Here is a 7305-nt window from a genome sequence, read left to right on the forward strand (position 1 = left end):
CAATCGTCGCTGCCATCGATGAGGGCGTAGGCTTGACCGCCTCGGGCAGTGATCATGGCGCGCAGCCGCTCGTAATACGCGGGGGCGGCCGGGAAGCTATTCGCGACCCCGGCGTAAGCGATTTCGCCCGGAAGGAACGGCACCATCCACCCGCGCGCGCCTGACTCGCTGTAGAGCATCACCGTCGCACGCTCAGGCGCTGTAATCGGGGGAACCTCGACGTGAAACACGGGATCGCTCCACCCTTCGTGCCCCCAAGTTTTGAGTCCACCGATGATCCCGGTGACGACGATCGCGCCTATCAACCACCGAGCCGCCTGCCCCCCGGATTGCTCGCCGCGCCAGAAGGTGAGCAGCGCGAAAATGACGATTGGAGCCAGCATTTCCATCGGCACGAGGTATCGATAGATGCTGAATACCTTCATCCAAACCAGATAGCCGAGCACCACGAACAGAACGACGAAGCGCGCCCGGCCGTCCAGGCTGCGACGTTCGTTGTTGCTCCGCAACCGTTGAGCGACAGTGGCTGCGAGCGTGCAAACGAGCACGACATAGGCGATGCGCCAAACGATCTCACGGCTCATACCTGCGACTCGGCTCGGGTTGGCGCCCATGATGAACGGCCATAGCAGCGCTTGGAGGATGCCGTGTGGCACAAATCGAAGATCGCCCGAGCCGATCGGCTGCGCCAAGGGATTGGGAAAGAACTGGCCGAATTGCGGATATAGCGGATTGCCGAATGTCTGCCACATGTGCCACGTCCAGTAGCCGCCCGTCATGGCCCATCCCAACAAAACGCCGACACCGAACAGGAAGGCCACGCGGATGCGAATGGGGAGCCGGTCTGGATAGCTCAGAAGCGCGATGCACATCGCAACGGCATAGCATGCGGCGGTTGGCTTCAACCCGACGGCCATGCCCACTAGCCATCCCGTCATGACAGGGAATACGAGCGTGCCCACCGCGGCCCGCTTCATAAAGTCCCACCCCTTGAGCGATACCAGCAATCCGCCGAGCACGAGCAGCGCGGTGGCGTTGTCGCCCATCGTATTGCCGAGTTGGCTCAAGAAGCATGGGACGAGCGAACCAGCCAGCGCCAGCAGCAAAGGAACGCGATAGCGGTTCTCGGCTGCGGCGTTGCGAAACACGTTCCGAGCAATGGCCAGCAGCAGGACGAAATTGAGACCGTGCATGCCTCCCATCACGAACCCCACCACGCGCGACGGCAAGTGCAGGCTCATCCAATAAAAGGGGACATCCAGTAACGGGTTGAAGTACGACTGCATTCCCGCTGGCGCGAGGTCGGTGTTTAGACGTCCGGTGAGCCACGCATACGGGTTGTACAAGTGATAGTTGAGCAGGTCCCAATTGGAGTCCGCACCCAGCAAAACCGAATAGAGGCCGAACAGCAGAGGTATCACCACGCGCGCGCGAGCGAGCGTTTGTGGTGCGTTCAGATCGGGCAGCCAACGCGCGCGGGCAGAGTGCGCCCGCATTGGCGATTCAGCTGTTTCACGAGTGATTGGAGCTCGCATGCTTGAATACCCACCACTTCGCCGTCGCAAAATTGACGACGAGCCCGGCAATCGAGCCAGCGGCAACAGCAAGCAAGGGTAGCCACGGGGCGGGGTGCAGCATCGATACCACGGCGCTATAGGCGGCGTAATTGACGCCCCCTCCAATGGACATCGCGGCGAGGTAGCGAACCCATTCGGCCCAGGCCGACTGCTTTCTCGACGACGCGAACGTGAACCGCCGATTCAGTTGCCAGGTGGCCCACACCGCGCAAAGGAACGAGATTGCTCGACCAGCAAAGTAGCCCAGGCCGAGCCATATCATTAGATAGAGTACGGCTGTGTCGACGAAAAAGCCGACGCCGCCCGCGAACAGAAAGCGAATGAGCTGGCGTTTCATGACGACGCTCGGCCCGGTTTGGCGCGGAGGAGCGAAACGGATAGGTGCGCGGGCACCAACATCGCGATTCGACCTTCGGGCTCGCTTGACCTATGCATCGCGATTGCTCGTTGAGATTGATCGTGCTTTTCGTACTCCAAGGGAAAACTCCGATTTATCCATTTGTTTCCAATCAAGGGGTTTGATCCACGAACGCTCCGCGTTCGGTATTCCGAGGTCTGGGCATGAACGCCGCCCGTATACCGAGGGCCAGCGACCCCACCCTTGCCCTACCGCCGTCGATTGACCCGCCGTATCACCAGCCACTTCGGCGATCTAAACCGTACGATGCTCACATAAAGCCAAACATACGTCGCCGCGAATACAACGACGAACACGAAAAGATGCACAGTATGCTGCCAAAACAGCGTGGCCGGAATCACACCGATCAGGCAAAGCAGCCACAGATACGGTGACGTCATCGAATTGCGCTGTGTCAACTCATGGGCCGTCTTCGCCCCCACCGCCCACCGCATGAGCCGCTTGTACACGAGCATATGCAGATGCACGCCGTCGGGCATGCCGGGCGACATTCCCCGCACGAATTTCTTTCGATAGATTGAGAAACAAGTCTCGAAGATGGGGTAAATAAACAGCAACACCGGATACCAAGCCGACACTTCCCGGTGCCGCATGACGAGCGAGATCGCCAGTTCGGCCAGCATGAACCCGATGAAATAGGCGCCGCCATCCCCGAGAAAAATCAACCCAGCCGGAAAATTCCAAATGAAAAAGCCAAGTACGGCGCCCATCATGATCAGCGACGCCGATAGCACGATGGGATCGCCGAGCCGAAACGCGACATAGGCCAGCGATGCGAACATCATCAGCGCGACCATCGAAGCAAGACCGTTGAACCCGTCGATGATGTTGATGGCATTCGCGAGCGCGGCGACGGCCAACACGGTCACGACGAACGAGATGGCCGCGTACGAAAGCAGAAAATCGAGTGGCGGCACACTGATGCGCACCACGGCCACATGCAGCGTGAAGTACGCGATGGCGGCGGCGCTCATGGTGGCGACGAGCCGCACCGTGGGCGAGACGCGCTTGGTCAAATCTTCAATCAGCCCCGATGCAAAGGCGGGCAGGCCACAGGCAACGAGCGCGAGAATGCCGTAAGAGACGGCCGGATAGCGGCCGATCAACTGAAGCGCGGCGATCGCCAGACCGATCAGAATACCGATTCCGCCCACGCGCGGCACGGGGCGGGCGTGGAATTTCTGAACGCCGGCTAAATCGCTGTCGATCGAGAATTTTTCATGCAGATGCGCGTAACGCACGATCAGCAGCGTGACGAGGAGCGAAATGAGAAAACCGAGCGCGAAACTAAGCATGGGCGTGGCCTGATAGCGAACGGCGAATTATACCGGCTGGGCCGGCGCCTTTCGGGGCTTCCATCCCGGCCGCCGTGTATGACCGACCGGGCTGCAAAGACGGCCCGCGCCCTTGCCTGTTCCGCGGATCAGGCAAACCCCCGCGGATTCATCTCCTGCCACCGCCAGTGATCCACGCACATCCGCTCGATCCCGTACTGAGCATGCCAGCCGAGTAGCGTCTCGGCCGCCTGGGTACTCGCATAACACTCCGCCACATCGCCGGGCCGCCGCGCTACGATCTCGTACGGCACATTGCGCCCTGACGCCGCCTCGAACGCCCGCACCACTTCCAGCACGGAATACCCGCGCCCCGTCCCGAGATTGACAACCAAGCTGGCATCCCGCGCTTTAAGCGCATCGAGCGCTGCAATATGCCCCCGCGCCAGATCGACAACGTGAATATAGTCGCGTACGCCGGTCCCATCGACGGTCTCGTAATCGCCGCCAAACACCCGAAGCTTCTCGAGCTTGCCGACCGCCACCTGTGCCACATACGGCATCAAGTTATTCGGCACGCCTGCCGGATCTTCGCCGATGAGCCCGCTTTCATGCGCCCCCACCGGGTTGAAATACCGCAGCGTCGCGATGCGCCAGCTGGGATCGGCGCGTTCGACGTCGCGCAGGATTTGCTCGGCAATGACCTTCGTTTGACCGTACGGGTTTGTCGCCGATAACGGAAACGATTCGTCGATCGGCGAACGCTCGGGCACGCCGTACACGGTGGCGGACGAGCTGAACACGAGCTGCTTCACATCGCGCGCGCGCATCGTGTCGAGCAGCACGAGCAGGCTATCCAGGTTGTTGCGGTAGTACTCCACCGGCTTCGTCACCGATTCGCCAACGGCCTTCAGCGCCGCAAAATGAATTGCCGCGGTGATCGGATGCGCATCGAACACCTTTGCCAGCGCCGTTTCATCGCATGCATCGATCTCGTAGAACGCCACCGGCCGCCCGACGATCCGTTCGATCCGTCGCACCGCTTCCCGTTTGCTGTTGACGAGGTTATCGACGATGACAACGTCGTAGCCGCTCGAAATCAATTCGACGGTGGTATGGGAGCCGATGAAGCCTGCTCCCCCGGTCACGAGAATGGTGCCCCGCGTGGCGTTCGATGTCATTGTTCTGTTCCCTGTCCCTTGGCAGCTGCAAATTTGTCCGAACCCGTCAACGCGAACAGCGTTTGCCGATAGTGCTCGACCACCCGCGCTTCGTCGAACTCGGCCACCACTTTGTCGCGCCCGCGCAGGCCCATTTCCCGGCGCGCGCCTTCACTCATTTCGAGAATCTGCGCGAGTTTAGCCGACAAACTTTGCGCATTCCTGACTTCGCACAACAGGCCTGTCACGCCATCGTCCACGACTTCCCGGCACCCCGGCACGTCCGTTGCCACAATAGGCCGCCCCATGGCGGAAGCCTCCATCAACGTACGCGGCACGCCTTCCCGATACGAGGGCAGCACGACGCAATCGGCGCGCGCGATGACGGGCCGCACGTCGTGCGCTTCACCGAGATACTCGATCACGCCTTCCTTGAGCCAACCGTCGATATCGGCCTGGGTGATGGCGCTCGGATTGTCGACGCCCACCGGACCCAGCAATTGAAACCGCGCGTGCGGATAGCGCGCGTGCAACATGCGTGCCGCTTCGACGTACTCGCCCACGCCTTTGTCCCACAGCAAGCGTCCAATCAAGACGAACGTAATATGCTCGGTGCGCGGCAGCGGCGTCAGACCGAACTGTTCGATGTCCACCCCTTCGCCATGCAGCAGCTTCGCGCGCTCTGGGTGGGCCAGCAAGCGCTCTCGCAAGAACGCTTGCTCGTCGTCGCGATTGAGGAACCAGACCTCGCGCGGAAACCGGAACGCAATGCGATAAAGCGCTTTGGCGATGGTCGCCGCCCGGCTTTTTTGAATGAACACGTAACCGAGGCCCGTCGTCACGGCGATCGAGGGCACGCGCGCGAGCCATGCGGCCACGGAACCGTAGATGTTCGCCTTGATCGTGTAATGGAACACGACATCGGGCCGGAATGCACGATAGTGCCGATACAGCGCGGCGAGCGTACGCAAATCGTCGAGCGGATTCGTGCCTTTGGACGCCACGGGTAAGTCGATGCACTCGCAGCCCATCGCTTCGAGCAAAGCAAACGTACGGTCGCGCGGCGCAAGCACGATCACTCGCACGCCCTTGGCGACAAGCATGCGAATGAATCCTTGCCGGTACGTATAGATGGCAAATCCGGTATTGCAGACGAGGCAGACTGTCTGCGATGCGATTCGCTCGGTGGCGGTGGACGTCAGGGCGTTCATTTCAAGCTGGGGCGAGCGGTCAGGTAGCATGCGTGGCGAACAGGGCGAGCTTGATTTTTCTCAAGGCCGAGTAGGGCGTCACGAAGTGCAGCAGATTCTTCGCCAGCCCGAGCCAGTCGTAGATATTGCCGGCATTGAAGTAGCGCCATTGAAGCTTCAGTGTCGAGACGATCTGACGGCGCCGTTTCGTCGCGCTGATCCCGCCTTCGTTCAATTCGTAATACAGCCCGAGCTCGGGCAGATTCGCGCAATCGTAGCGCTCCATCAGACGCAAAAAGAGATCGAGATCTTCGGCCGCCCGATAGGCCACGCGATAGTTGCCCACCGCGCGCACGGCGTCCACGCGCAGCATCATCGAAGGATGGACAAGCGAGGAACGAAAAAAGCGCAGACGCCTGACACTGGCTGGCTCTGCGGCAGGACGCAACATGAACAGCGGCGCACCGTCGCGCGAGACCACCTGCGTCCACATGCCCAGTCCAGCCACGTTCGGATGCGCTTCGAGATAAGCACGCTGTTTGGCCAGGCGCCCGGGTGCGGCAAGATCGCCCGCGTCGATGCGGGCCGCGTACCGATATCCACGCTCGGCCAGCGCTTCGATGCCGGCCTGCAAGGCCCGCTCGATGCCACCGTTTTGCGGCATGCGCACGATCTCGATGTCCATGTTCGGCAGCGCCGGGGCCGCGATCGGCGGCGTGCTGCCGTCATCGACGATCAACACGCGCACGCGCGCGCTTTCGGCGAACGAGGCGAGCGTGCGCTCGACGTCGGCCTGCCCGTTGTAGGCCGGCATCAAGACGGCGACGTCGGCCAGCGGGTCCGATGGGTTCGATGTGTCCAATGGCGCGAAGCGAGGAGAAGGCGTGGTCATGGGCACAGCTTGTAGCGAATGTAATAGACGTTGACGGCGACGGCCGCGCAATAGCCGGCGGCAAGGCCGGCCAGCGCGCCATAGGCGCCGATGCGCGGAATCGCCAGCAGGTTCACCGCAAAGGCGACGGCCAGCGCGAGCAGCCATTTCGTCAGGAGTACGAACTTGGCTTGGTACTTGAGCAGCACGAGGTTGCCGATCGCTTCGATGCCAGCGGGCACCGAGAGCCAGACGCACCAGCGAAAGATCGGAATCGCGCCCACGTAGTTCGGGCCGAAGACGCGCGTGATGACGAGCGCGGCGAGCGCATCGATTACGAGGGCGCCCGAGACCATCACGGCCCCCGCAAGCACAACCAGGCGAACGACGTTACGAATCAGTTGCGTGCGTTCCTGCACGCGATAAACGAAAGCCGGCGCGATGGTTTGCGCGAGCATGAGCGCCAGGGCGATCCAGTTCTCGTTGATCTGCTGCGCGGCCGAGTAGCGGCCGAGATCGGCGAACGAAATCGTCCGCTGGAGCATCAGCCGGTCGAGCTTCAAAAACAGGTACATGCATACCAGGCCGACCCAAAACACGGTGCCCGCGCTCGCAAAATGGCGCAAAAGGCCGGGTTCGACGCGCCAGCCGAGCTTGCCGCCGTGGCAGCGCGCGTAATAGCCGAGCAGCACGAGGCCAATGACGGCGGCTTCCAGTGCCCACAACCACGCGAAGCGGGGCGCGGCGAGCGTCATGTGGACGAAGAGGTACACCAGGGCGAGCTTGGCGAGCGCGGTGGCCATGCTCGTCACGAG

6 protein-coding genes and 1 pseudogene are annotated in these 7305 nt (G+C 61.7%); all 7 read right to left on the reverse strand.

Going from position 1 to position 7305, the window contains the following annotated elements; all coding sequences use genetic code 11:
• The coding region (locus tag ACTHL0_RS03180; RefSeq protein ID WP_440565148.1) for a hypothetical protein at positions 1 to 1496 on the reverse strand (1496 nt) is incomplete at its 3' end.
• Between the two features lie 16 nt (positions 1497 to 1512).
• Positions 1513 to 1914 carry a GtrA family protein gene (locus ACTHL0_RS03185; protein WP_440565149.1) on the reverse strand — a complete coding sequence of 134 codons (402 nt, stop codon included), beginning with the start codon at positions 1912 to 1914 and terminating at the stop codon, positions 1513 to 1515.
• A gap of 269 nt (positions 1915 to 2183) precedes the next feature.
• Entirely contained in the window at positions 2184 to 3290 is a 1107-nt protein-coding gene (locus ACTHL0_RS03190; RefSeq protein ID WP_440565150.1) for an MraY family glycosyltransferase, read from the reverse strand.
• Positions 3291 to 3418: 128 nt separating this feature from the next.
• The gene (galE, locus tag ACTHL0_RS03195; protein WP_440565151.1) at positions 3419 to 4450 is read right to left on the reverse strand and encodes a UDP-glucose 4-epimerase GalE; all 1032 of its coding nucleotides are present in this window, start codon (positions 4448 to 4450) and stop codon (positions 3419 to 3421) included.
• On the reverse strand, positions 4447 to 5640 hold the full coding sequence (locus tag ACTHL0_RS03200; protein WP_440565152.1) for a glycosyltransferase family 4 protein: 1194 nt from the start codon (positions 5638 to 5640) through the stop codon (positions 4447 to 4449). Before ACTHL0_RS03200 ends, galE begins: the two co-directional genes overlap by 4 nt.
• A 19-nt stretch (positions 5641 to 5659) precedes the next feature.
• Positions 5660 to 6511 carry a glycosyltransferase gene (locus ACTHL0_RS03205; protein ID WP_440565153.1) on the reverse strand — a complete coding sequence of 284 codons (852 nt, stop codon included), beginning with the start codon at positions 6509 to 6511 and terminating at the stop codon, positions 5660 to 5662.
• Positions 6508 to 7305 (reverse strand): annotated as a pseudogene (locus ACTHL0_RS03210) (hypothetical protein); the annotation flags it as partial. The pseudogene ACTHL0_RS03210 and the gene ACTHL0_RS03205, both read right to left, overlap by 4 nt.

Source organism: Trinickia sp. (genome assembly GCF_051961175.1).
Lineage (GTDB): Bacteria > Pseudomonadota > Gammaproteobacteria > Burkholderiales > Burkholderiaceae > Trinickia.